The 26,056-nt window shown below is 48.1% G+C and carries 19 protein-coding genes; 8 read left to right on the top strand and 11 right to left on the bottom strand.

Features of this window, described 5'->3' with window-relative positions:
- Positions 1-251: 251 nt before the first annotated feature.
- Positions 252-755: a ferritin gene (locus CS562_RS00375; RefSeq protein WP_076291009.1), complete on the bottom strand. Its 504-nt coding sequence runs from the start codon at positions 753-755 to the stop codon at positions 252-254.
- Between the two features lie 175 nt (positions 756-930).
- Here CS562_RS00375 and CS562_RS00380 point away from each other — a divergent pair, with 175 nt between their 5' ends.
- On the top strand, positions 931-2,193 hold the full coding sequence (locus tag CS562_RS00380; RefSeq protein ID WP_076291008.1) for an amino acid permease: 1,263 nt from the start codon (positions 931-933) through the stop codon (positions 2,191-2,193).
- Positions 2,194-2,249: 56 nt separating this feature from the next.
- Here CS562_RS00380 and CS562_RS00385 read toward each other — a convergent pair whose 3' ends face one another.
- The 4 genes from CS562_RS00385 to CS562_RS00400 all read right to left on the bottom strand — a co-directional run bounded on the left by CS562_RS00385 (position 2,250) and on the right by CS562_RS00400 (position 11,293).
- Positions 2,250-2,372 (bottom strand): dihydroorotate dehydrogenase, encoded by a 123-nt coding sequence (locus tag CS562_RS00385; protein WP_099852733.1) that lies wholly within the window; start codon positions 2,370-2,372, stop codon positions 2,250-2,252.
- A gap of 98 nt (positions 2,373-2,470) precedes the next feature.
- The gene (locus CS562_RS00390; protein ID WP_076291006.1) at positions 2,471-2,728 is read right to left on the bottom strand and encodes a YolD-like family protein; all 258 of its coding nucleotides are present in this window, start codon (positions 2,726-2,728) and stop codon (positions 2,471-2,473) included.
- Between the two features lie 163 nt (positions 2,729-2,891).
- Complete coding sequence (locus CS562_RS00395; protein ID WP_099852736.1) at positions 2,892-4,586, bottom strand: DUF11 domain-containing protein; 1,695 nt, start codon at positions 4,584-4,586, stop codon at positions 2,892-2,894.
- Complete coding sequence (locus CS562_RS00400; RefSeq protein ID WP_099852740.1) at positions 4,583-11,293, bottom strand: DUF7507 domain-containing protein; 6,711 nt, start codon at positions 11,291-11,293, stop codon at positions 4,583-4,585. Before CS562_RS00400 ends, CS562_RS00395 begins: the two co-directional genes overlap by 4 nt.
- 232 nt (positions 11,294-11,525) lie before the next feature.
- Here CS562_RS00400 and CS562_RS00405 point away from each other — a divergent pair, with 232 nt between their 5' ends.
- Entirely contained in the window at positions 11,526-12,644 is a 1,119-nt protein-coding gene (locus CS562_RS00405) for a GGDEF domain-containing protein (RefSeq protein WP_076291003.1), read from the top strand.
- Between the two features lie 103 nt (positions 12,645-12,747).
- On the opposite strand, the gene CS562_RS00410 is transcribed toward CS562_RS00405, so the two are convergent.
- Complete coding sequence (locus CS562_RS00410) at positions 12,748-13,269, bottom strand: hypothetical protein (protein WP_076291002.1); 522 nt, start codon at positions 13,267-13,269, stop codon at positions 12,748-12,750.
- Positions 13,270-13,319: 50 nt separating this feature from the next.
- Positions 13,320-14,966 carry a sensor domain-containing diguanylate cyclase gene (locus tag CS562_RS00415; RefSeq protein WP_099853679.1) on the bottom strand — a complete coding sequence of 549 codons (1,647 nt, stop codon included), beginning with the start codon at positions 14,964-14,966 and terminating at the stop codon, positions 13,320-13,322.
- Positions 14,967-15,268: 302 nt separating this feature from the next.
- Here CS562_RS00415 and CS562_RS00420 point away from each other — a divergent pair, with 302 nt between their 5' ends.
- Genes CS562_RS00420 through mnhG form a run of 6 tightly spaced genes read left to right on the top strand, consistent with a single transcriptional unit; the run spans position 15,269 to position 21,177 of the window.
- Complete coding sequence (locus tag CS562_RS00420) at positions 15,269-18,223, top strand: Na+/H+ antiporter subunit A (RefSeq protein WP_076291142.1); 2,955 nt, start codon at positions 15,269-15,271, stop codon at positions 18,221-18,223.
- Between the two features lies 1 nt (position 18,224).
- Complete coding sequence (locus CS562_RS00425) at positions 18,225-18,563, top strand: Na(+)/H(+) antiporter subunit C (protein WP_024631879.1); 339 nt, start codon at positions 18,225-18,227, stop codon at positions 18,561-18,563.
- Positions 18,556-20,034, top strand: coding sequence for a Na+/H+ antiporter subunit D (locus tag CS562_RS00430; protein WP_076291001.1), 1,479 nt, complete (start codon positions 18,556-18,558; stop codon positions 20,032-20,034). Before CS562_RS00425 ends, CS562_RS00430 begins: the two co-directional genes overlap by 8 nt.
- Before the next feature lie 6 nt (positions 20,035-20,040).
- The gene (locus tag CS562_RS00435) at positions 20,041-20,517 is read left to right on the top strand and encodes a Na+/H+ antiporter subunit E (protein ID WP_076291000.1); all 477 of its coding nucleotides are present in this window, start codon (positions 20,041-20,043) and stop codon (positions 20,515-20,517) included.
- Entirely contained in the window at positions 20,517-20,801 is a 285-nt protein-coding gene (locus tag CS562_RS00440) for a Na(+)/H(+) antiporter subunit F1 (protein WP_063563408.1), read from the top strand. Before CS562_RS00435 ends, CS562_RS00440 begins: the two co-directional genes overlap by 1 nt.
- On the top strand, positions 20,785-21,177 hold the full coding sequence (gene mnhG, locus CS562_RS00445; protein WP_062324636.1) for a monovalent cation/H(+) antiporter subunit G: 393 nt from the start codon (positions 20,785-20,787) through the stop codon (positions 21,175-21,177). The genes CS562_RS00440 and mnhG overlap by 17 nt, the downstream gene beginning before the upstream one ends.
- A gap of 138 nt (positions 21,178-21,315) precedes the next feature.
- On the opposite strand, the gene CS562_RS00450 is transcribed toward mnhG, so the two are convergent.
- From CS562_RS00450 to CS562_RS00460, 4 genes are all read right to left on the bottom strand, one after another.
- Entirely contained in the window at positions 21,316-22,488 is a 1,173-nt protein-coding gene (locus tag CS562_RS00450) for a rhamnogalacturonan acetylesterase (RefSeq protein ID WP_076290999.1), read from the bottom strand.
- A 42-nt stretch (positions 22,489-22,530) separates the two neighbouring features.
- On the bottom strand, positions 22,531-23,019 hold the full coding sequence (locus CS562_RS33260) for an alpha/beta hydrolase (protein WP_257219266.1): 489 nt from the start codon (positions 23,017-23,019) through the stop codon (positions 22,531-22,533).
- Positions 23,016-23,549 (bottom strand): alpha/beta hydrolase family protein, encoded by a 534-nt coding sequence (locus CS562_RS33265; RefSeq protein WP_257219267.1) that lies wholly within the window; start codon positions 23,547-23,549, stop codon positions 23,016-23,018. The genes CS562_RS33260 and CS562_RS33265 overlap by 4 nt, the downstream gene beginning before the upstream one ends.
- 209 nt (positions 23,550-23,758) lie before the next feature.
- Entirely contained in the window at positions 23,759-26,020 is a 2,262-nt protein-coding gene (locus tag CS562_RS00460) for an MMPL family transporter (protein WP_099852743.1), read from the bottom strand.
- Positions 26,021-26,056 lie beyond the last annotated feature (36 nt).

A 26,056-nucleotide genomic window follows, 5' to 3' on the forward strand; every position in this document is an offset into this window, starting at 1 on the left:
TACCCAAAAAAATAAAACGAATTTGATAGATTTGCTCGAAAAAGAACATCCGTCGGGATAGATCAATGTTGACATATATTCTATTAACCCAAATTGTGGTTTCTGATAGAGTCATTTCTGGAATTTATATGAAGCAAGCGAAGAAGCTTAAAATGGTATAACAAAAAAGCCTGCTCGAGAGCAGACTTTTCATATGTAGATCGATTTTCTTGTCGTTCGGATCAATCCTGTTTGCTTTGCTTAGTTCCCTCTTACTCCGCAGGAGCTGTGAACGAACGTTTACCAAATTCGGCGTCCAGCATGTAGAAAGCATTGCTGTCTTTTTCGATGCGGCGCAACTTCTGGATGATATTATCAAACAGAGCTTCCTCTTCGACTTGCTCATCGATGAACCATTTCAGGAAATACATCGTGGCATGTTCACGCTCATTCAAGGCAATGTCAGCCAGATTGTAGAATTTCTTCGTATTTTGCTGCTCGTGTGCATATCCATGTTCGAACACATCCAGCATCGAGGAATATTCATTCTTCGGTTCTGGCAATGCAGCAAGCGTAGCGCGTTGTCCGCGGTCATTCAGGAATTTGTATATTTTCATCGCGTGGAACCGCTCTTCCTCAGCTTGTACGATGAAGAAGTTGGCAAATCCGTCCAAGCTTTCGCCGGAACAGTATGCAGCCATCGCCTGATATACGTGAGCCGAATAAAATTCGAAGTTCATCTGTTCGTTCAAAGCTTCTGTCAACTCTTTACTCATTAGGGGGTACACCTCATTCTTTCTCTAGGGATGGTTTTATTTTATCATAACGTCCGCATGACCGATATCGAAACTTCTACAAAATTCGCCAATGACTGATTGCATCTCTTCCTATATAATTACATAGTTCTCGCTCTAAAATCATTTCAATCTGGAAGGCAGGCCTTTTTATTTCATGAACACATCTTCTTCGCAGCTCAAAAAAACAATAGGTATGCCGCAAGCTGTTGCGCTTTATATAAGTGCAGTTCTCGGTTCAGGTGTCCTGATTGTACCCGGACTTGCTGCCGAACTGGCAGGGCCGGCTTCACTTCTCGCCTGGGGAGGCATGGTGCTGCTAATTCTTCCGCTTGCCCTGTCCATGGGATTACTCTCAGCCCGATACCCGGACGCAGGCGGTGTATCCCATTTCGTTACCCTCGCTTTTGGACAACGGGCAGGAGCTGTAGTTGGCTGGTTCTTTCTAATGTCCGTTCCCATCGGTGCTCCAGTAGCTGCACTTACAGGTGCAGGCTACATGACAGCTGCACTGGGACTCGGGGAAGGATATAGAACAGCGATTGCCGCCCTCATGCTGGCGGCTGGACTGATCATTAACATCGTAGGTATGCAGGTCGCCGGAAAGGTACAGATCGGCGTTGTGCTAGCGATTATTATCGTGCTCGTCATGGCATTTGTATTTGCTATTCCGAATATGGAATCCATACATTTCACACCATTTATGCCAAGTGGTTGGGTCAGCGTGGGACAGGCTGGAGCCATTCTATTCTGGTGTTTTATCGGTTGGGAAGCTGTATCTCACCTGTCTGAAGAATTTACTGATCCACGCAAGGCAGCTATTAAAGGTGTAACGATTGCAGCCATCATTGTAGGTGTGCTCTATTTCCTAACTGCACTGGCGACAGTCGGAACTCAAAGCTATCTTCATGGCGGAGCAGATGTCTCTCTTGTATGGATTATTAGTCAGGCTCTCGGTTCCTGGGGTGGATTACTTGCTGGGCTGACTGGCATATTTATTTGCACTGCTACCGTCATTGCATATGCTGGTGCTGCATCCCGAGTCGCCTATGCACTGGCAAGACAAGGATCTGCCCCGCAATGGATGTCCCGCTTATCCCGTCGGTACCATACACCCATTGCTGCAATTGGCTTCCTGGCCATCTGCTTTACTTTAGTGTTGTGCATATACGGATCAGGCCTCGTGTCACTCACGACACTTATTCAGTTGCCCAATGCAACCTTTATTCTCACCTATCTTGGCGGATGCGCAGCCGGAATACGTTTACTCAAGGGCAGTCGTACTGGGGTAACCATCAGTTGGATTTCCTTTGTGGCGACGGCCATTGTGTTCCCTTTTGCCGGGTGGGCCGTTCTCTACCCTGTGGTGATCGTTGTCATCTACGGCTTAGTCAGCCGCAAACGACAAGACAAAATATAAACAAAAAAAGCTCTGCCGCGATGGCAGAGCTTCCTTTATTCATCTGGAAAAAATCATTATACCAGGAACGCTTTGGAGATGATAACCAACAGGATGAACAGAACCAGAATGGCGCCTACAGAAGTAAAACCTCCGTATCCGTAGCCTCCTCTTGTTTCTCCACCTAATACTTCGCTCATTGACCGTACCTCCTCTGCAACAGGTATGGGTTATCTTATGCAGGGAGAACAGATTTGACAGGGCGGATGCCCTGTTTCAGATCCTGTTTATCATTTTTTCAATACCGTGGAGAATCAATGCGCATAATATCCAAGAATGGCACTTTGGCCGTAAATTCTTCCTCTGTATACTCAACATGTACTAGCCGAGTACGTGAGTCCAACTTCACAATGACCCCATGAACCTGATCTTCCTTGCCCCATACGGTCAGCAACACTTCCGAACGTTCATGAAACGCCTCAACCAGTTGGTTCCCCAGCTCTTCCAGTTCAAACTCGTCCCGGGTAGGTCTTTTTGCAACTTTTGCTTTTGCCAATGTAGCGGCCTCCTCTATAGCTAATCCGACGTCCCGAATCCACGGGTTATTTGCCGAGGTCATATTTAATTAGTATACCATTCATTCACGTTCGTGTAATGTCATGACTCCATAACGAAGCAAAAAATCCCTTACATTTACAGGAAAAAGCTAGTATCCCCCTTCATTCATCGCCATCTTCAACAATAATGGTGTATACATTCGAAATGGACTGTCCTGAATGCCTCTGACCGTTCCACTCGTAGGTATACATTGCAGTTACGGTACCCTGCTGGATTCCCAGTTGTTCAGTGGAGGATATTTGTGCAATGTAATTGACCCATTTCTCCGCTCCAGGTTCCATCTCACCCAAATGTAAAAATCTTGGTGATGAATACTCTGAAATGATCGCTCGATCCCGTACTTCTGCTTCCCCAATCCATTTGGCACCTGGAGGGAGCACATCAGCCAACTGCACCCGCGCGGGCCAGGACCCTGTGTTGGTTACATGTACATGAAAGGTTACATTTCCTCCCCTTTCGATCAAGTCTGGCTTCACTTCCACATGAACCGAGATGATAGGAAACTTCAACTGAATGACAGCCGTATTGGAGGAAATTATTCGTTGCACAGAACGCGAATCTGGCAAGCGAAATGTATAGATCAAGCGAGCCTGATTCATCAGTTCGAAGACTGCAGGTACACCCCGCTCCTGCTCTGTGAGATGCACTTCAAATTGGATATTAACCACGGAACGTGCAGTCAACGTTCCCAGATTGATGCCTTTGACTGGATTTGTTCCAAGCCGTTTCACACCGTTCCACCCCAGGCTCCCCTCAACATAGCGCATACCTGGCGGAAGAAAATCCGTCACGATAGCATCTACTGCAAAAGAACCTTCATTGTGTACCGTTATTTGGTATTGAACGGTATCCCCAGGAGTAGCGATGGGTGGATTCACACTTTTCGCAATCGAAATCCGAGGTTGAATGATTTGTAAAGTTGCTACGTTCGAGTATACATTCTCCAATGTGTCACCTGAAACGTACTCTAGCACTGCCTGAATTGTTAAATTCTCAGCTATGCTTCCTCCCGTGACCTGTACTCGAAATTGAATTGGAACAGATTCTTCGGGCAGTACCTCACCTATCATAATCCCGGAGTCAGGCGTCGTCTCGGGAACAAAAATCTCATTCACAATGACACTTCCCGGAAGAAATTCAATACCTTTGGGTAATGGAATCGTTACCCTGGCATCGTTTCCTATTATAAAACCCGGGTTACTCACCAAAAGGTTGTAAGTGACGATATCTCCGACAAAGGTTTGCACACGATCTGCATTCAACACCAACGACAGACTTGACGAGACCAGGTTTACTTCTACCACGTTGGATTGCTCTTCTCCCTCAACCATTCGTCCTTCCGGCGTCACAAACGTATAACGTATCTTCGCTTGATTCACCAGTTTCAAGGACGGTGGAAGACCGACGATGATCACCTGAAAATGAATTCGCAACGTCGCTCCAGGTACGACTTCCTGCGTAGGAATCCCTCTCTCCGGTGATACTCCCGGCAGCGGAGTTCCATCCAGGAGTACACTGTTGGGGAGAAGTGAAGTTTCTGACGAGAGCGAATCCAACACATGTACCATGGCAGCACAATTACCCGAATTCACAATTTCAATCAGATAGGTCAGTGTCTGCCCCAGAGCAGCCTCAGCAACGTTGCAAATCTTGTGAACCTCCAGCCTGGGGCCGATCCATGGTGTAACTACTGTATTTGAATAGGCCACCTGTACCAGTTCAGTCGCACCCGAGCTGAATCGAACCAGTGACTGATTCTGTAGCGTGTGGGACAACGGACCGGAAGATTGGCTCATATCACCACAACCTCCACTCTGAATGTAACGGTAACTGAAGCACCGGCGGCAATCGAACCGAGTGTTATCCCTGTATTCGGATTCCCCGTAGGCCTTGCCACGCCATCCACCGTTATGCTTCCTGGTACAAACACAGTTCCTACGGGTACAGGGTCTACCATGACCACATTATTGACCACTTGAATACCGCTGTTGGTTACAACAACCGTATAAGTGATGACATCACCGACAACAGCATCAATGGCATTTGTACTTTTGACAACGACGACATCTGGTGAAGAGACAGGAATCACCAGAACATTGGAGGATACCGTACCTGTCAACAGACGTCCATCCGGCGGACTAAATGTATAATTGGCCACAGCCTGATTGACCAGCTGCTGATTCTGCGGCAAGAAATCCACAGTCACTTCAAGGGTAACCGTTACATTAACAGACCCTCCTGGAGGTATCGTCCCAACAACAATCCCTGATTCCGGATTTGCACCTGGCTGTGGAACACCATCAATCAGGACACTATTAGGAAGCAGTACTGCTCCATCTGGAATGTTATCCGTAATTGTCAAATTGGCTGCTAAATTCCCACTGTTGGAAATGGTAAAAGAATAGGTAATGATGTCACCGATGGTGGCATTGGACGTACTCGCTGTTTTGGTTACGGAAATAATCGGCTGATAGATTGGTGTTACCACGGTATTTGAATAGGCCGCTCCCGAGAATACACCCGATGTGAAACTTACCGATGACTGACTGCTCACTTGCGGTGGTGCAGGCAGCGTGTTGACCCGAACCGCATACGAAACGGATACAGATGCTCCAGGCGCCAAAGAACCAAGCGCTATCCCCAGTGTCGGGTTAGCCGAGAGACGCGGAACACCGTCAACCAGGACACTGCCCGTGACAAATGTAACAGCCGAACTGATTGGATCGGTTAACACGACATTGTTGACAGGATCAATTCCGTTATTGGTTACGACCATCTCATATACAATCGTATCACCCACTACAGCATCAATTACTGGTGTCGTCTTGACGACACTGACATTCGGAGCAGACACCTGAATATTGAGAGAATTGGACGAAAGACTGCCTCCCAGTGTTCTTCCATCCGGCAGCGTGTAGGAATAGGTTGCTGAGGCCTGATTGGTTATGGCCTGGCTTAAAGGTAGGGTGATGATCACGACCGAGAACATGACTACAGTTGTTGTGGAGACTACACCCAGTGGAATCCCTGAAGCCGGATCGGCTCCTGGTGCTGAAGCTCCATTAATAATGACGCTATTTGGCACAAGTTCTGTTCCTGCCGGAATGGTATCCGTTAACGTGACAGATGCCCCAAAGTTCCCTGCATTGGTAATCGCGATGCTGTAAACGACCGTATCCCCTACCGTTGCTATAGCCTGGTCTCCCGTTTTGACTGCCGACAGAATCGGTTGGTATACCGGAGTAGTGACCGTATTAGAAAATGTGGTAGCTGAAAAAACACCTGATGTAAAGCTCACTGTAGACTGATTGTTTAATACTGCACTGGATGGGAGTGCTGTAACCTGCACACTAAACACAACGGTCACGGTAACTCCAGGCGCGATGGAACCAAGCGTTATTCCGGTTGAAGGATTGACACCCGGTCGAGGAACTCCATCAATAAACACGCTGTTTGCTGTAAGAACAGTACTTGCCGGCAATGCATCCGTAAAGACCACATTGCTGACAGTCGCTATTCCGTTATTAGTTACTGCAATGCTGTACGTCACAACATCACCTACAGATACAGACGTAGATGTCGTAGATTTCACCACATCGACATCGGGAGCCGACACTGAAATGGTAAGTATGTTAGACAAAACAGAACCCGTGATGTTGCGTCCATCAGGCAGCGTAAAGGAAAGAGCAACCGAAGCCTGATTCACCAGCTGTTGCGGGGTCGGCAAAGTATCAATAACTACGGAAAAGGTAACCGTTGTTGTTGCCCCAGCAGCAACAGTGCCTGCCGGAATGCCTGTTGCAGGATCGGCTGCAGGTAATGGCTGACCATTTACAATCACACTGTTCGGAACAAGTATGGTTCCTGTAGGAATATTGTCCGTTAAGTTAATCTGGGCACCATAGTTACCTTGATTGTTGACGGTAATCGTGTAACTGACGGTATCCCCAACGGTAGCATTTTGTGTACTCGCCGTTTTTTGTGCTGATAGAATGGGCTGAAATACCGGTGTAACCACAGTATTGGAGAACGTTGTGCTTGAGAATGTCCCCGAGGTAAAACTCACTGTGGATCGATTGCTTAATTGTCCACTTGGTGGGATCGCATTGACATTGATACTGAAAGTCACAGTTGCAGACGTTCCGGGAGCGAGCGTACCTAGTGATATCCCCCCTGCCGGATTGGAAGCAGGCTGCACTACCCCATTTATAGTGACACTTCCTGCAACAAAAGAGGCCCCCGTAGGAATTGGATCCGAAAACTGAATATTATTTACCGGTGCTATTCCGCTGTTCGTTACCAAAATGGAGTAAGTAACAGTATCCCCTACGGCAGCCGCAGTAGAAACTGTACTTTTAACTACGGCAACGTTTGGCGACGAGACTGGAAACGTCAGTGTATTTGAGGTGGCTGTCCCTGTTAACGTTCGCCCGTCAGGAGGTGTGAAAGTAAAAGATGACGTCGCAAAATTGCTAAGTTGCTGCGGAGATGGAAGTGAATCCACAACAACGGCAAATGTAACAACAGCTGTCGCTCCCGCTGCCACAATGCCTACAGGAATACCCGTTCCTGGTGTTGCTCCAGGCTGTGGTACACCAGATACCACGAGGCTATTGGGTACAAAAGTTGTGACAGTAGGAATCGTATCTGTCACTGTAACGTTTGCCTCCAGATTGCCTGTGTTACTGACAGTTACTGTATATACAACCGTGTCGCCTACGGTCGCATTAACTGTATTTGCTGTTTTGATGAGTGAAATTTGCGGTTGTATGACCGGAGTCTGTGTTGTATTGGATGATGATGACCCCGAAAATGAACCGGATGTGAAGCTGACCGTCGACTGATTGTTAATCTGTGAAGGGATCGGCATAGTAATCGTCACCTCAAAAGTTACGGTAACCTCGGCTCCTGGAGCCAACGTACCGATTGGAATGCCGGCGGTCGGATTGGAGAGCGGGAATGAAGTCCCGTTCACAATGACGCTTCCGGGTACAAATGGGGTATTCGGAGGAAGAGGGTTGACATATACCACATTGTTAACGGCTACTGTTCCGTTGTTACGAATAACAGATGTGTATCGAATGACATCCCCGACCACGCCGTACTCTACATTGTCACTGTTTACTATCGTTACATTGGGCAAGGATACGGGAATGTTAACGGTGTTCGATAACGAAGAACCGGCAACTGTTCTCCCACTTGGAAGAGTGTAGGCAAATGATGCAACTGCTTGGTTAGTCAACTGCCTTGAATCAGGCAAACTTGTGACCGTGGCAACAAAAGTGACCGTTACGTTCGAGCCTGCAGCGATCGACCCCAAATTAATTCCTGTTACCGGGCTAACACCTGGTGTTGGTACGCCATTAATAATGACACTATTCGTACTGAATACAGCTCCCGCAGGAATCGGATCCGTCAAGGTAACCGTTGCAGCAATATTGCCTGAATTGTTGACCTGAATGGAGTAATTAAAGGAATCCCCTACTGTCAAATTCGAGGTGCTAGCTGTTTTAGCTACTTGGATGAGTGGTTGATATATGGGTGTATTCACCGTGACAGACGAAGAAACGCCGTTAAAACTGCCTGACGTAAATGCTGCACTTGCCCGGTTGCTGACTGAACCTGTGGACGGAACGGATGTCACTCTTGTTTGATAGGTCACCGTAACGCTGCTTGAACTGTTCAATGCACCGACAGCAATGCCCGAAAGCGGACTTGCATTCCTTGCAGCAGTTCCATTAATAGTGACACTGCCGGAGACGAATTCCGAACCGGTTGGCGTATCCGAGATCACCAGATTTTGTACCGCACTACTCCCAGCATTTGTTGCAACAACCGTATAGGTAAGAACATCTCCTACAGTTGCATCCGGAGTGTTTACTGTTTTGCTAATAGAGATATTGGGCGCAGATGCAGGTATGCGAACGAGATTGGATTGGCTGCTGCCTGAGAGATTCCGTCCACTCGGAAGCTGGTACGTATAACTAGCAGTCCCCTGATTCTCCAGCGTTGGCGGAGATGGGAGTGTAGTGAGTGTAGCTCGGAACACTACCGTTGCAGTTGCTCCTGGCAGGAGACTTCCCAGCGTTATTCCGGTTAACGGGCTAGTTCCGGGACGTGCACCACCATTCACGGTTACTGAATTGGGGACAAACGTCAGACCTACTGGAATCGTATCGGTCACTGTTACTTGTGCCCCTAAGTTTCCAGTGTTCGTCACCACTAGTGTATATGCAAGCTGATCTCCCAGTGTGGCATTCGTTTGACTCGCCGACTTGTTGATACCGATGATCGGCTGGTATACAGGGGTTGTGATTGAATTAGAATTGGAAATGCCCGTGAACGCACCTGAGCTATAGGATACGGAAGCCCGGTTGACCAGCGAACCTGATGTGGGCAGGGACTGCACATTAATCTGAAACGTCACCGTCGCAGAACTTCCGGCTGTCAGCGTTCCTAACGAAATTCCACTGCTCGGATTGGCCGCTGGTATGACAGTCCCTCTGACGGTCACACTGCCGGGTACGAACGTAGTTCCAGCGGGGAGAGTATCCGTGAGTACCACATTATTAATTACCTGGATGCCGCTATTGGTAGTAACTATGGTGTACGTAAACGTCTCCCCAACTGCAACATCAATGACTGATGCCGATTTTACCGTTGTTACATTGGGCAATGTAACGGGAATCGTCAAGGTGTTCGAAGCTACTGTGCCGTTAATAGTCCGACCATCAGGAGAGTTAAAGGAATAGGTGGCCGTGGCCTGATCCACAAGGGTTGGAGGCGTAGGCAAGCTTGTTACGAGTACCTGGAAGGTTACTGTATTTGTACTTCCTGCCGCGAGGCTCCCCAAATTAACGCCAGTCGCAGGATTAGCACCAGCAATCACATTTCCATTTAGTCGGAAGCTGCCAGCCACGTACGAGCTGCCACTCGGAATGTTATCCGTTAATGTAACGTTGGCAGCAACATTCCCCCCGTTGTTCACCTGAAGCGTATACGTGACCTGATCACCCACCGTAGCGTTGGTTGTGCTCGCTGACTTCACAATAGACAGGTTTGGTGAATAAACAGGAAGTGTAGAGTTATTGGACGGAATGACTCCCGTAATCACTGAGCCCCCTGCCACACTTTGAAACGTAAATGCGGCATTCGCTGAGTTCACCAGTTGCAGTATGCTTGCATCCTGACCAATGAGTGCACGATAGGTTACAACAATACTGTTGGATAGGTTTAATGAACCAAGCGGAATGCCGGCGGTTACATCGAGTGTTGGGCGAGACACACCAGCGACCGTCACACTCCCTGGAATGAAGGTGAGCCCTACAGGCAATGAATCAGATAGCACAACGCTGGCCGCACTGGCTGTACCTGCATTGCTGACGGTAACGGTATAAAGAATGCTATCCCCCGCTACCGCACCAGAGGCTACGGATGCTTTGGCCACTGAAATTTTGGGTGCATTGATATCAACCTGAATCGCATTGGCATTGACAATGTATGCATCCCCGGAGGTCGTTAACGTCAACACCGCAGAAGACTGGTTATTGATTAGTCTCGCTGACACATCCACATTGGTAATATCCCAGCCTTGACGTCCGCCAATAATATTGGTGCCTGGAGCCCCGTTCGTCTGGTTCCGCGTTCCGAAAGTCCCTGTTGTATTAAGGGTTCCTGTATCGCCGTTGATTTGAGAAGCAAAAAAGTTTGCAGCCAGATTGTTTGGTCCGGACAAGGCAACCGAAGTTGCCGAGGTTGGCCCGAATAATGCCTGATCCCCGGTCCGGTTCGCGTCCCCTTCCTGTGCACTGAACAGGGCTCTGCCTCCCAATGCACCCGAAAGCGGAGTAGCAAATCCAGTCAGTGTGGTAACAACTGGCGCCGATGTAGACTGGACGAGTACTCCACCTGCACGTAAGGACATGTTGCGAAAGGGCAGGCTGGGGTTCTGATAAATGACTCCAAGTGTCCAGCCTGCATGATTGGCTGTAGCATCATTAGTGATGACAATCGTTCCTACAACTGCTCCGGTGGTATATGTACCCGCTCCCCCATTTTGTACAAGCGAAGTAACATTGGCTGAACGCACATAGCCGGCAGCGCCGTTCCCCAGATCAAATTGATTATAAGTAGCTGGATCAGGAGTAACACTGGATGTACCTGCTGGTGTAGTAAACGTAACCGGATTATTGATTGCAGCACTCAGATTGACTGTCCCATTGATGTAACTTCCACCCCAGATCAATTCTGCATACAAGACAGTGCTGCCAGCAGGAAGAACGAGTATTGCCGCTGAACTGTTGCTCTGATACAGGCTCGTGGTGCCTAGCGGATAGGTTCCGTACTGGACGGAAGCGTTGGTTGTCGTAAAAGCTCCAATACTGTCCTGTGTTCCGGGTACTCCGGTTGTGTCCGAACGACTCAGTCCAAGCGTGTTACCTGTAAATGTAATTGCTCCCGTAGCATTAACGGTTGAACGAACGACAAGAGGAATTGATCTCACCTCCCCTTCATCTTAATTGGAATCATATGAATTGGAGCCTTCACACACAGTCTATGAGCCTGATTAGGATTTTTGTTTGTCCTATAAAAGAACTTTATGCGATTTGCACTTATGTAAGCTTTGTTTGCATAATACAAATTAAATGATTTGCGTTTCGTGCAATGTGTTTTATAATTAAAGCATACGAGAGCAGTGTCTGTCGTATCATTATGATGCAGTCAGCGGTGATATATTGAAGAGTCCCAACTTACATAGCAACCATATCCCAACCGAGTACGAATTCAAGCATTCCAAATGGATCAAAAAAATGCTTCGTGCTTACTGGGTCGTCGTATTAACGCATGTTGTCATTCAAATAGGCTGCTTTCTGTTTCTCGATTATGATCGCACTCCAGAAGATTTCATGATCTACGTTTTATTTTGGCCTACGATATCCAGCGCTTTAGCTATTCTGATTGCCAGTTGGGTAGAACGCCGTTTCAGTTCATTTTCCTTCTATTCCATGTCCATGGCCAGCACAGTCATTGCCTGGACTATCATTCATGTCAATTACGATATTCGGATCATCCTGGCCATCTGTCTGTTGCCGATCTTTGCTTCGGTTCTGTTCTTCAGCAAGAAAAGAGTATGGACGGTATGCCTCATGCAGATGATTGGTTATGTCATCGTACTCTGCGACCCAGCCTATCGGCTGTACTTATCTTCGTTTGACATGGTTTCCATTCCCGCTTTTCTTATTGTAGGTACATATGTTGCACAGTTAATTGTTACGAGCGGTGTGGAGGTACTGGATGATCTTCAGGCCAGTATGCTTGCCAAGCAGGATCTGATTGTGCGAAACGCAATTATGACCAAGCAGTCCAAGACAGACGGATTAACCAATCTGTATAATCAAAGCTCCTTTAAGGACTACTATGAAAAAGCGTTTGAATATGCGAATAATGGCATGAGTCTGCATTTAGCTCTGATTGATATTGACAACTTCAAGTCAATTAATGATACATATGGGCACCGGGTTGGAGACGCCATTCTGGAGAGAGTCTCTCAGGTCATCCAGGAGAACATCACCTCAAGCGATATTGCAGCACGTTATGGTGGAGAAGAATTTGCACTGTTAATGTTTGAGCAACCTTTCGAGCAGGCATATGCCTTGGTGGAGCAGATCCGCAAGAAGATCGCCCGTCATGTTCATTTGGAGCTTGAAGGCGCTTATATTACGGTAAGTGTCGGACTCAAAAGCTACAGCGCCCATCTGTCGAAGGACAAGCTGTTTGAGGAAGTGGATGCGTGTCTCTATGCAGCTAAACGAACGGGGAAAAATAAAACGATGACGTCCCTTGATCTGGTATAGTACTCCATAAAAAAATGCAAAAAAAAGTAGTGCTGTTCACCGGGAAGCCGGCTGTGCAGCACTACTTTTTTTACTGCCTAATCGTCAATTCGAATGTACCGGTTCATTCTGCCCATTCCCAGCGATGTGCATTTTGCTCCAGTTTCGGGTGGAGCTTAACGGCAGCTCCATCAATTATCAGACGTACTTCCTTAATCCAATCTTTGAACGAATCAAATGATGCGAACTGATTCGCCATCTCCACCGTGAGATACAGAAAATGGGGAGCGGGATATTCTTCTGCCATATGACGCAGGGCTGCTTCGATCGGCGTATACTTCTTCCTCTTGCCTTCCCAGCCTTCCACCCGTATGCTGGAGGATGCATGCTCCCTTCTCCAGTCATGAAGGCGATCTTCCCTTTTGTAAAAAGGTTGCACACCATCCTTGCTCATTCGCTTCACTGTATTCTCATGCAGCGGATAGAGCACAAGTTGCACAAAGGAACGTGTGTCCGCAATATCAGCGGCGTGTTCAAGCTGTTCATCTGTTATGTGCTCAAATGAATCATAGAAAATCAGCGTGCCTTTCCGGGTAGCCGGTGGAGGTTCATAACCATAGGGTACATTGGTATATTTTCCAGACATCTCATCGCTCCTTGCCTGTATGCGGATCAGTTACTGCAATTTATATTATATTATTCTCTAACTGTGTTCTTCAATTCTGGATAGAATGTCATTCTATTTTTGCCCGCACGTTTCGATTCATACAGCGCCTCATCTGCCATACGGATAATTTCACTCGGATTGCCACTGTTGGTAGGATATTCAGCACCCCCAATGCTGCAGCCAATATGAATTCGTTCATATTCAATAATAAACGGCTTATTCAGGCTCTGGATGATTTCTTCCGCATAGGTACGAGCTTCTTCTCTTGGATTGCTTCCCACAGAGCGGAGCACAATGAGGAACTCATCTCCGCCAAGCCTTACCGTGATGCCCTTATCATGACGGATACTGGTCAAGCGCTGAGCCACTTTCTGCAGCAGAACATCTCCGGTCTGATGTCCAAGCGTATCATTCACACTTTTGAATCCATCCAGATCAAGGTAAAGGAATGTTAATGTGTGATTTTCACTTTCCATCTCCAAGGATTCTTCCAGATAGAGCTCGAGCGCTGTTCGGTTTGGCAGTCCGGTCAATTGGTCGTAGTGGGCCAGATTCTGCATAATAACGAGTTCCGAGTCCTTATTTGTTAGCGAAGTCAGCATATCTCCGAGGGAACGTGACAGTACTTCGATTTCCCTAAAACCTCGATTTTCCGGAATCTGTACTTGCTCTCCAGCACCAAGCCGATTCGCCACTTGAGTCAGCCGTGCAATCGGGGCCGAGATCTGGCGGGAGATCAGCCAGCCAATCAGTGCAAACAGCACCGTAACCGAGAGCCCTGCCCACACATTGAACCAAAGCATGTCGGTCACGGAAGCAAACGCCGCTGACTTGAGCTGACGAATAACCACCGTCCAACCCAGACCCGGATAGTCCAAATGCCCTTGGCTAGTAGCAAATCCTGTTACATATTCTTTTCCATCCGGCCATTCTTCTATGGACCAGCTGCTTTTGTTCAGTCTTGCCCCTTCAATACCCGATAGCTTTAAAGGACGACCAATCCATTCTTTTGGACCAAGCAGCACCATATTTTCCTTTTGACTGACAATAAACATCTCGATGTCCTTTTCTTCATGTTTCAGCGGCTCCAGGACACTTTCCTCCATTTCCTTCGCCCAGGCCCAGCTCAAATGTGCGGCAAGCACGCCAGCAATCTCTCCGTTCTTGTAGTTTACCGGAAAGCTGATATCGACAAATTGAAGTGGTTCGCCGGTTGGGTTCGGAAGAAGCTTCGCCAGAAGGACAGCATCATGGACATCTCCGATAAATTTACCCTTGATTCCCTCCTGATACACAGGTCGTTCCGATAAATTTTCACCGCGCAATATGCCGTCTGTGGAAGCCAGCACTTTTCCTTTGGGATTCATGAATCCAACCCATGAGAATGTGGGAAAGCTATCTTGAAGCTGATTCAGCAGCATCTGCATTTCGGCAGGCTCGAAACGGTCCTCTAGGGCAATCATTCGGCCCAGAAGATCCAATTCTCCTGAACGCGACCACATGAAACGATCCAGCTTGTCTGAAGTCTGAGAAGCTGTGCTGATGAGGGAATGACCAATCTCCGTTTCAACAGCTATGGATGATTTTTGACTTAGAATATAACCAATCGTGAGTGTAACCAACAGGGATAACACAGCGAAGGTCATGGTGAGAACAGTTTTAAGCTTGAATGACATAACTTCCTCCAATAAACGGTGAACCAGCTTGCTTTTTTCAACATCATTCATGCTGTTAAGAACTACGGGATGTCACCTATTCGTTTTCATCTTTATCGGAAATAATGTCTTTTTTCATTATATATATCCATACAATATGGGGACGCTATTCACACCGTGTTTCTTCCATTCAAAGAATAGTCACGATTCTGTATATACATACTTGGGTTATGAATATAGAGAGCAAGCATGCTCACAGAGCCATATGAGCACTGTTTGTCACAACAAAGAGCATTAGAAATTCAGTCATTGGGGGTGTAATGTTGAGCCTGCTTCATGTTGCTGTGATTCTGCCTTTTGCCGCTGGTATTGTACTTGCCATGCTGCATCGTTTCTTCCGTAAAATACATATGGGATGGCTGGTTTTACTTGTCCCGGCCCTATTATTTGTTTATTTTGCGAGCCTCGTACCCGCCGTGTCTCAGCGAAATACAGTATCCGGGTATATCCCTTGGATTCCGTCACTGGACATTGGATTTAATCTATATCTGGATGGTCTAAGTTTGCTGCTGACATTGTTAATCACCGGTGTAGGAACACTGGTGGTGCTCTACTCCATTTTCTACATGGATACCAAAGAAGCCTTAAACCGCTTTTATTTGTATCTGCTGATGTTTATGGGAGCCATGCTTGGCGTGGTACTGTCAGACAATATGATTGTACTGTATGGATTCTGGGAGTTGACCAGTATAACGTCCTTTCTCTTGATCGCTTTTCATTACAAACGCAAGGCGTCCACTTCGGGCGCACAAAAGTCGTTCCTCATTACCGTTTTTGGTGGTTTTGCCATGCTTGCCGGATTCATGCTGATGTACCTCATGACGGGTACGTTCAGTATTCGCGCAACGATTACGGAATGGGGCCAGATTCAGGACAGTTCACTATTCTTGCCTGCTCTTGTACTGATTCTGATTGGAGCTTTTACCAAATCGGCGCAGTTCCCGTTCCACATCTGGCTGCCTGACGCCATGGAAGCTCCAACACCTGTCAGCGCCTATCTGCATTCGGCGACCATGGTCAAGGCGGGGCTGTATGTCGTAGCCCGGTTTACACCCATCTTTGGTGGACAGGGATTATGGTTCTGGCTTGTCACCGGGGTTGGACTGCTCACCCTATGTTATGGATCATTCCTTGCCGTGAAAAAAAATGACCTTAAAGCGATCCTGGCCTATTCTACCATCTCACAGCTTGGTCTGATCATGTCTCTGCTCGGCGTTGGCTCGGCAGCCATCTATTTCGGATATGGCGAATCCTCCGCGATGTACACAGTTGCCATTACGGCAGCACTGCTTCATCTGTTCAATCACGCTACCTTCAAGGCGGCACTGTTCATGGTCGTTGGCATTGTGGATCATGAGACAGGCACGCGGGATATAAGGAAACTTGGCGGACTTGCTTCATTTATGCCAGTGACCTTTACGGTAGCGCTCGTCGGAGCACTCGCCATGGCCGGAATTCCGCCGTTTAACGGATTTCTGAGCAAGGAGCTGTTCTTCCAGGCTATGGTGGAAGTAACACACCTCCGCATCTTTGGACTCGGATCATGGAGTGTACTCTTGCCTGTGTTCGCCTGGCTCGCAAGTGTGTTCACCCTGATCTATGCGCTTATTATTGTGTTCAAAACATTCCTCGGTCGCACCCGCAGCGAGATTCCTGCTGAGAAGCTGCATGAAGCTCCCGTTGGCATGTTGATTCCTCCGGTTATTCTCGGGATACTGGTGATCATATTCGGTCTATTCCCGAATCTGCTGGCTGGATCATTAATTGAACCAGCGATGGCTGCTGTACTTCCATCACTGCTGAACGGAAATGAACACTTTGATGTTCACTTCTCCCTATGGCATGGCATCACACCAGAATTAATCATGACCATTGGTGTAATCGCCCTCGGTATTACTTTGTACAAACTGCTGCCGCGCTGGAGAACGATTTATGAGCATTACCCACAAGGGTTAACGATAAACAATATGTACCATGTCGTACTAGATAATCTTCAGCATTATGCACGTAAATGGACAGAAGCCTATATGAATGGCTCGGTTCGTAACTATCTGGTATATATTTTCTCGTTCACCGTTGCATTGCTGGTTTATGCCTTTTTCCGCTCAGGGGAAAATATTACGTGGAACTTCAAGGGTAATGCCCCTTTTTCTTTCTATGAAGCAGTACTGCTCATCGCACTGATCGCAGCAGCGGTTTCGATCCCTTTTGCGAAGAACAGACTATCCGCAGTCATAATGACTGGCGCAGTGGGTTACCTCGTCACATTACTATTCGTGCTGTTCCGAGCGCCGGATCTGGCATTGACCCAGATGATTGTCGAAACGGTCTCGGTTGCACTGTTCCTGCTTTGCTTCTACCATCTGCCGGAGCTACAACGGGGCAAATCTAGCCGCCGCTACCTCAGTGTGAATATGGTTGTTGCGATTGCAGTAGGTGTGGTCATGACCTTTGTTGCATTAGCAGCGAGCGGAACCGCATCACTGGATAGCATCTCCGACTTTTTCATTCAGGAAAGTTACAATCTGGCTGGCGGCAAAAATGTTGTCAACGTGCTGCTGGTGGATTTCCGTGGATTCGATACCCTACTGGAGATTATGGTACTGGGGGTAGCTTCGTTGTCCATCTACTCCATGATTAATCTGAATCTCGAAGCGAGGGACCTTGGCGCTAGACTGAAATTCCGCAAGAAAGAACAGACTGAAGAAACCGAAGAAGATGCGGATGACAAAGCGGACAATACGAAAAAGTATGGCAACCGTGAACGCAGCTCATCAACCTGGGATACCGTACCACTTCAAAGCAACGATGTGTTGTTGCAAACGACGACTAAAGTTGTTGTCTTTATCATTCTGACCTTCGCGCTGCATCTGTTCTTCGCAGGACATCATAACCCGGGTGGCGGGTTCATTGGCGGCCTGGTAACGGCAGCTGGCCTGGTTTTAATCGCGCTGGCATTCAGTACGGATACTGTACGCAAAGCGTTACCTATCGATTTCCGCACCTTGACGGCCATCGGGCTGGGTATTGCCTTATTGACTGGAGCTGGCTCTTTTTTGTTCGGCGTACCCTTCCTGAGCCAGACCTTTGGTCATTTCGATCTCCCCATACTTGGAGAAACAGAACTTGCAACCGCGATGCTATTTGACCTCGGCGTATATCTCGCCGTCCTGGGAGTCACCATGAATATCATTCTACAGATCGGGGAGGATCGCTGATATGGAAATATTGATGTGTGTGGCCGTTGGCATTTTGTTTGCAGTCGCCGTCTTTTTAATCTTATCGCGGAGCCTGCTCCGAATCGTGCTCGGTATGTCCATACTCACTCACGGAGTTCATCTACTGCTGATCACGATGTCCCGTCTCAAAACTGGAGCACCACCGCTGCTTGGGGAGCAAGCTGAACGCTATGTCGATCCACTTCCCCAGGCGCTGATATTGACATCCATTGTCATTAATTTCGGACTAACCGCCTTTTTCTTTGTACTCTCCTATCGTTCCTATCTGAAGCTGAAAACAGACGATATGGAAGAAGTAAGGGGGCGTCCTTATGAATAATCTCGTTGTTCTGCCCATTCTGCTGCCACTGATTACCGGGGTTATAGCCCTTCTATTCTTCCGGCGGGTAAACATCCAGCGGGTTGTGAGTGTTATTGGCCTTTTGCTGACGGCAGCCGCTTCAACCGTACTGATTACCCAAGTGACACAATCCGGGATACAGACGCTCAATATGGGAGGATGGGAACCGCCTTATGGCATTGTACTAGTTGCAGATATGGTATCGGCATTGCTCGTCGTGGCTGCTTCAATCATTGCACTGGCATGCCTGCTCTACGCTTTCCGAAGTGTAAATAAGGAACGGGAAGAACATCATTTTTACCCGTTCTTTCATTTCCTGATTGCAGGCGTGAACGGTTCCTTTCTGACTGGAGACCTGTTTAACCTGTTTGTATGCTTTGAACTGATGCTTATCTCTTCTTATGCACTAATTGTATTGGGAGGTACGGAAAGACAACTACGAGAAACGATCAAGTATGTCTTGATTAACATTGTCTCTTCTGCGCTATTTGTTGCCTCTATTGGTTTTCTCTACTCTGTTACCGGCACTTTAAACATGGCCGACTTGTCCAATCGGATCGCTGAAGTCGGACAGAGCGGAGTGATCACCCTGATCGCTGTCCTCTTCCTGATCGTTTTCAGCATCAAGGCCGGACTGTTCCTGTTCTTCTGGTTGTCCGGCTCTTACGCAGCCCCCCCGGCAGTGGTCACTGCTCTATTTGCCGGTTTGTTGACCAAAGTAGGTCTGTACGCCATTGTGCGAACATTCACACTGATATTCTATCATGATCCTGATTTCTTCCATGCCCTTATCGGCTGGATGGCTGGAGCGACCATGGTACTCGGGGTAATCGGGGCGATTTCCTATCGTGACGTCAATAAAATACTGATCTACAACGTGATCGCAGGGGTGGGATTTGTAGCTTTCGGGATGGCTGCTGCCAGCCGTCCTGCACTGGAAGGTCTACTCTTCTACATGCTGCATGATATGCTCATCAAAACACTGCTATTCCTGCTCGGAGGCGCTCTGATCGCGGTCGCAGGCACCTCCAAACTCGACAATATGGGCGGGCTGATCCACCGCTACCCACTGCTTGGTTGGATGTTCTTCATCAGTGCACTTGCGCTGGCAGGTATTCCTCCGTTCAGTGGATTTCCTGGGAAATTGTTGTTATTTGAAGGCGGGTTGCAGGCAGGTCTCTACGGACTGACAGGCATTGCCGTCCTTTCCAGCCTGCTGATGTTGTATTCGGTTCTTCGCATCTTCATCCAGGCGTTCTGGGGTGAACCGCCGGCAGGCGCAGTGAGAAGACCTTACGCCGTGAACGGCCTGCTCATCCCTGCCGGAATTCTGTTTGTGTTCATCATCGCAATGGGTGTGGGGGCTGAGGGCATGTTCCAACTGACCTCCCGCGCAGGCGACATTCTGCTGCATCCCAATGTTTATATTGATGCAGTCTTGAAGGAGTAGATGCGTATGGCCTTTCAGATTGTACTTAATTTGATCATTGGCTTTGTATGGATGTTTCTGAATAATGCGTGGAATGGGGTTGGCTTTCTCACGGGTTACCTGCTGGGTCTACTGCTGATTGGGAGTATGCGACGTTTCTTTCCGCAACGCTTCTATATTGTTCGTGTCTGGGCGATCATCAAGCTGATTGCCTTGCTGTTCAAGGAACTGGTACGGGCCAGTATTGAAGTTATTCGCCAGATCGTGAAGCCGAAGCTTGATATTCGGCCCGGCATATTTACCTATCAGACACAGCTGTCCTCTGACTGGGAAGTTACACTCCTGTGTCTGCTCATCTCACTGACGCCAGGCTCCCTCCCACTTGAAATTTCAGGGAATCAACGCAAATTATTTATACACGCGCTGGATATCAAAGACGAACAGAAAATGAGTGATGATATCAAAAATACGTTCGAAAAAGCCATTATGGAGGTGACACGATAATGTTATCCTCAATGTTGTTCATATCCTTGCTTATTCTCTCCCTCGCAATACTGGGTTGTCTGTACCGGGTGCTACGGGGACCATCCATGGCCGACCGGATTACGGCACTGGATACGATCGGTATTAACGTCATTGCCATCGTTGCTGTTCTGTCCATGATGCTTCATACCCAAGCTTATCTGGATATCATTCTGTTGATCGGCATTCTCGCTTTTCTAAGCACAGTTGCATTTGCACGATATATTGAACGGGGGGCGGTATTCAAAAATGAAGGAGATCGTTGATGGAACCGCCGGAATTGTCATTGGGCTCATTGTCTTGCTGGGAGCACTACTGAGCGCATTTAGCGCGTTCGGACTGATCCGACTGCCAGATGTATATTTACGAGCACATGCCGCCACCAAAAGTACTACACTCGGCGTACTTTGTGTACTGAGCGGAACGTTTCTCTTCTTCTGGTATTTCGATAACTATATCAGTGCTCGGGTATTGCTTGGCATTGTGTTTGTATTTATCACAGCACCAGTAGCCGGACATCTCAACGGACGGGCTGCCTATCGTACAGACGTGCCCCTATGGGAACAGAGTGTACAGGATGAACTTGAACCACTCTTGAAAGGTAAAAAGGTCAACCATGAAGCCAAGGATATGATGGAATAGTCACTTGGTTTACAATCAAATACCCCCGGGACATGCCGTAGATTAATTGGCTGTCCCGGGGGTGTTTTTGGCTATACGATTCAGTTAAGTCCAATCTATGTTCGAGGAGCAGCGGAACGAAGCTTCATTTTAACCAGATCAAAATCCATTTAGTCCCTGCCTTCTCAGATCAGCAGCAACGATTCGTGCAAGCTGGGCTGCCCCTTCACGATTCGGATGAAGCGTATCGCCTGTCATATACAAGGCCAGTGTTGCAGCCGGTCCAATGGAAGTAAAATAGGCCGAACTGAGTTTGTTCAGTTCTACAAGCGTCACGCCCTCTTCCTGGGCGAGTGCACGTGTAGATGCATTGTACCAGCGATTTTCTGCAGTATGCACATTGGCTGAATTGAAATCAGTTGCCCGACCCTGAGGCGTCGATAGAACGACGGTGGCTCCTTTGTTTTTGGCCTGACGGACCATGTCACGCATGATCTCCTTGAACTCTGCTTCGGTTGTATTGTTCTTGGCATTGGTATCATTAATCCCTAATTGCAAAATGAAGTAGTCTCCCGGCTTAATATACTTCAGAATCGCTTCCATCTGCCCATCATCGCGGAAACCTCTTGCAAATTGACCACTAGAGGCCATATTGCGAACCTGAAACGTACTCGTATTTACGTAGGCAGGAAACAGCTGCCCCCAGCCACCCTGTACACTGCTGCTGAGCGGATAGTAATTGCAGACCGTTGAATCGCCGCCAATATAGATCGTACGGTTCGTCACCGTTTGATTCGAAATTTTCCGGATTTCAAGTGCGCTAAGTGTAAATGCGGTGCCTTCTTTCCCTTCCGTAACCAACAGATTTAACTGTCCATCCGTCACCGGAATTTGAAATTGATCGCTCGCCCCATTACCCGTCATATTAATGATCTGGTATACACCTTCTGCTGCCACACTCGATCTGGCTGTATTGCCCAGGACCACCTTAACCTCGTAAAGACCGTTGGACAGATCCACATTAAACGTATTCGTACTTTTCGTTCCAAAGGTGACAAACTGTACGGCATCGCTTGCAACACCTGTTCCAGATGCCGATACATTACGCATGTTGGCAGGTGTATTGAATCCATAACCTTTCGCTGATGTGTAGGCCTCTGTTGCCGATACACCTGTGTAACCGTTCTCAACTGCACCCGCGCCAAAGTCAAATTTGTACTCATTCGCCGCAGCTTGGGCGACCTGTCCTCCATTAGCTGTCAGAGCACCTCCAATCAGACTAGTAAACAGGGTTAGGCAGAGCAGATACCGCACAGATTTTGACCATTTCATAACTAAACTCTCCTCTCAAAGGTTCATTTATATATGATTGCTTTACAGAACGTTATCCAGCCAGTCATAGGCTTTCGCTCCACTGATCTCATGGCCTCCTGTAAAAAAGTCTGCATCGAGCCATTTCTGTGCTCCCGCTTGTTCATAGATCTCTGTCAATCGAGCATAAGCTTCTTTGGCTGTTGGCAGTGGAAATACCTGATCTTCACTTCCGGCTTCAATAAATAGCGGCCTGGGTGCGATCAGACCTATGATATCCGGCAGCTCTGCTTCCCTCAGAATTCCTGGGATATAATTGTCGAGACAATGATTTCTGTCCAATATGCTACCCTGGAATGTACTTGCGTAACCGCTCACGACAGCCGCACGGCAACGTTCATCCAGCGCAGCTGTGAATGCCGTCACGAGTCCACCACCCGAGATGCCCATGCTTCCGATACGTGCTGGATCAGCTTCAGGACGTGTGGTTACGTAATCCAGCACACGCATCGTTTCATAGATTCGGTGCCCAGCAAGCGTCTGCCCTGTCATGAGCAGATGGGCGGCAATCTTGGTACAGGAGCTTGCGCCGGGGGGGCATCTCGATCCTCTTCCAACCTTCGGTCACCAAATCCAAGCAATTCAGGAGCGGCAACCACATATCCACGCTGTACAAGGGCGACGGCAAAGTCTTTATGCAAACCAGGCTCTCCTCTACGCGGTGAACCATCGGGTTCCATGCCTGAGATCTCCCGGCTGCCATACCCGTGTCCATGACAGGCTATAATGGCCGGGCGTGATTCTTTGGTAGCGTTTACCATATCCGGTATCAGCAAATAGATGGGCATGCGCAACCCCGCATAGGTCGTAATCTCAACCCGTTCTCGGATATATCCGTCACATACAGTGCGTTCGAGCATTACAGGATTCAGCTCCGACACCACGGATGGGAAGCCGCCCAGCCGATCTATAATCCGTACTCGCAACTGCCTCCGCCATTGCTCAAGAGATTGACCCGTCTGGTACGCAGAGCGTCCACGCGGGCTTGTTTGTTTTTGCAGATAAGATTCAATATCAGACATTACCGTTCATCCCTCCTGTGGATTCAAATGATAGACGTATGTAAAAAGATATATGTCGGACTTGTCCAGTCTATTATAAATCACGGTACAGCCCATGAATTGAACATTATTGCCTTTTTTGGGCTGAATTCACACCTTTTTGATGAAAAAAGGATGTTCTCGAATACCTGAACTGCAGGCTCCGTGAACATCCTTCTTAATCTGGCCTTTTATTCCCTGTGCCCTGGTAGCCACCAGTTCCATCTACCCATCAGTTTCATTAGTGCAGGCACCAGCACTAGGCGGATAATGGTTACATCAATGAACACCGCCGCTGTAATTCCGATTCCCAGCTGTTTGACACCCGCCACGTCAGCAAAGGCAAATGGTATAGTCACTGCCAGCAGAATCGCTGCCGCCGAAGTAATGAGACGTCCGGTTGAGGCCAGTCCTTGCTGTACGGCCAGATCACTATCCCCTGTTCGTCTGTAAACCTCCTGGATACGGGTCAGCATAAAAACGCCATAGTCCATCGAAATACCGAAGACAAGCCCGGCAATGAACACAGGTATCATAATGGCAATGGCAGATGGCTCCATGCCAAAATGGCCCTGATTGAAGACCAGTACGAGCACGCCGAATGAAGCAGCCAAGCTGAGCAGATTCATCAGAATGGCTTTGATTGGGATGAGCAGTGACCGGAATGCTGCGAGCAATACGAGATAATTCGATACCACAACAAACACCAGCACTTTGGGCAGTTGACCTGAAACTTCTTGCATGATTTCATGCTGCATAACTGCTTCTCCCCCGTAACGCAGGGGTATGAAAGACATGGAGTTAGCGATGTCCTTTGCCCTCATCTGTTCGAGCCAGGATGCAGCCTCATCGGAGCCCGGTGCTCCGTGAATGGTAGCCACCATACGAATGGAATGGTCGGACACATATGAACGCAGCCATGCAGGCTGTTGAGATTGGGTTTCTTTCAGTGCTTCACTCAAAGAAGGTGATGGAATGTTCATTTGAGTTTTAATATTAGTTTGAGCTTGGCCCGACATCTTGTCCGGCACCATGATCCCCCATGCGGACTCAATAGCCACCACATTCGAATCCTGCTGGAGCTCTTGCATTTTACTCAACGCCATTCGCCAATGGTATGTGGTCAACGGCTCTCCCGTTCCACCAATTACAATCTCTACAGCAGAGACGTTCGTTTGTCCAAAAATGCGCTGAATCTGCTCAGTCGCTTGGCGAGACTCCATTCTGTCAGGCAAGGAAGAAGCATCCGGGATGGCGATCTCTAACCGGGCAACCGGTAGAACAAAGAGAAGCAGCGCACCCGTTCCAATCAGCGCCATCCTAATCGGCCGTTTCATAATCATGCCTGACCAGAATGACCAGATCGAACGTGACGGCAACGATTGTTGATGCTGGCCCTGTTTTGAAGAGATGGAATTCCTGGAATGTTGTCTAAAGATTCGCACAGAATAGAGGGATAGAATGGCTGGCAGCAGTGTTATATTCAGCAGGACCGATATGACGAGCACAACAATGGCTCCAAGGGATACACTCAGAAACATCGGCAATCTAATCCATAGTAGACCAAGCAGTCCTAACAGCACACAAGCCACAGAAAAAAATACGGCTCTTCCCGCTGTACGCAGCATTCTTTGGAGAACCTCTTCGTCGCCCGAACCTGCTGCTTCACTATTCTGACCTCGCTGGAGTTCTTCCCTGTATCTGCTGAGAATAATCAGAGCAAAGTCTATGCTGAGCGCCATTCCCACCATCGGAATAACGTTGATCACAAAGTTGGAGAGCGCCAGATGGTAACCCATCAGGGATGTAACTCCCATTGCCGTTATGACGCCGGACACTCCCATAATGACTGCAATTAGCGCTGCATAAAGACCTCTGAATGCAAAACACAAAATGACGAAGGCAAGTGGCAATCCCACAACCTCTGCCCGTTCCAAATCGCGAAAACTGAGACGGTTCACATCCTGCTGTACAACGGATTTCCCTGTGATTTGGATCGTTCCCGGACCGTCTGTTGTAAGCACAGAACGCAGCTGTTCAAGTGGCGGGCCCATCTTGTGAGACGGTACATCAAACGCCAGCAAAGCATAGGCCACGTCCCCCAGCAGCATCCGGCTTCCACGTGCTTCAAGCGGAGAGATTATGGACGTTACACCTGACAGTTTACTCACCTGTTGCAGACGATCTTTAATCCAGCCCCGGAATTCGGCGGGGGTAGTGCCGGTCTTTTTTTCAAATAGAAGAATAACCGGATCAGCAGGAACATGGAACTCTTTTTCCAGAATAAGCTCTACAGCATGAGCATCTCCCTGATCCAAGTTCAACCCATGATCCTGAACAATGCCAGGCAATTTCCATGCCCAGACGGCTGACATCCCGATGACAAACACCCAGCAGAGAATGATGAACCGCGGATATCGGCTAATGAGGACAGCAAGGCTGCGATAACCCATACCCAAGCTCCTCTGCTATCAGATTGGTAATTCCGT

It is taken from the genome of Paenibacillus sp. LK1, from assembly GCF_002750415.1.
Classification (GTDB): Bacteria; Bacillota; Bacilli; order Paenibacillales; family Paenibacillaceae; genus Paenibacillus; species Paenibacillus taichungensis.